2 protein-coding genes are annotated in these 1212 nt (G+C 68.9%); one reads left to right on the top strand and one right to left on the bottom strand.

Annotation, left to right across the window (positions count from 1 at the left end):
* The coding region (locus tag AC1D15_RS33115) for an inorganic phosphate transporter (protein WP_477829406.1) at positions 1 to 858 on the top strand (858 nt) is incomplete at its 5' end.
* A gap of 4 nt (positions 859 to 862) precedes the next feature.
* Here AC1D15_RS33115 and AC1D15_RS33110 read toward each other — a convergent pair.
* On the bottom strand, positions 863 to 1212 hold a 350-nt coding region (locus AC1D15_RS33110), incomplete at its 5' end, for a hypothetical protein (protein WP_477829405.1).

The following is a 1212-nucleotide window of genomic DNA, read 5'->3' as shown; positions in this document are numbered from 1 at the left end:
TTCTTCAACGTGCTGGCGATCTCGGTGTTCCACAACCTGACGGTGGCGGCCACCGTCGGCAAGGGCATCGTCGTGCCGGGCGTCGTCGATCACCACGTGGTGTTCGGTGCGCTGATCGGCGCGATCGTCTGGAACGTCGTGACCTGGTGGTACGGCATTCCGTCCAGTTCGTCGCACGCGCTGATCGGCGGCATCTGCGGCGCGGTGATCGCGAAGGCCGGCATCGGCGCGCTGGTCGGTGGCGGCCTGCTGTGGATCGTCGCCTTCATCTTCATCTCGCCGGCGCTCGGCTTCCTGCTGGGTTCGCTGGCGATGGTGGCGGTGGCCTGGATCTGCCGGCGCAGCTCGCCGCTGCGCGTGGACAACTGGTTCCGCCGGCTGCAGCTGCTGTCGGCCGGGCTGTACAGCCTGGGSCACGGCGGCAACGACGCGCARAAGACCRYCGGCATCATCTGGATGCTGCTGATCGCCACCGGCTACGCGGCAGCCGATTCGAAGGCACCGCCCGGCTGGGTGATCGGCAGCTGCTACCTGGCGATCGGGCTGGGCACGATGTTCGGCGGCTGGCGCATCGTGCTGACGATGGGCCAGAAGATCACCAAGCTGAAGCCGGTCGGCGGTTTTTGCGCCGAGACCGGCGGTGCGATGACGCTGTTCCTTGCGACCGCGCTCGGCATCCCGGTGTCGACCACGCACACCATCACCGGCGCGATCGTGGGCGTCGGCTCGGTGCGGCGAGCGTCGGCGGTGCGCTGGGGCGTCGCGGGCAACATCGTGTGGGCGTGGATCTTCACGATCCCGGCCGCCGCCTTCGTGGCCGCGATCGCCTACTGGGCCAGCTTCACGATGTTCCCCTGAAGAATCACTGGCTGATCTTCCGGGCTTCCTCGACCTGGTACTCGAAGTAGCGCTGGCCGCCGAACGCGATCGTCGCCATCAGCACGGTGGCGCCCAGCAGCAGCGCGATCACGACGCCGATCACCGCGGCCCAGCCGGCCGGAGTGACGGGCTCGCCGCGGTTGAAGCGCAGGCTCCACTTCTCGTCGGGCATCAGGCCGTAGACGATGGCGGCCAGCATCGCCGCCGCGATCGCGATGCCCAGCAGCGGGATCAGCGCCCACGAGAGCGGGTCGTCCTGGCCGATGCGGATCACGCGCAGCACGCCATAGGCGCCGATCAGCGTGGGCACCGGCCAGAGCCAGGCCCACACGT

It is taken from the genome of Rhizobacter sp. P2_H2 (assembly GCF_056403375.1).
This window is presented reverse-complemented; position numbering and strand designations above follow the sequence as displayed.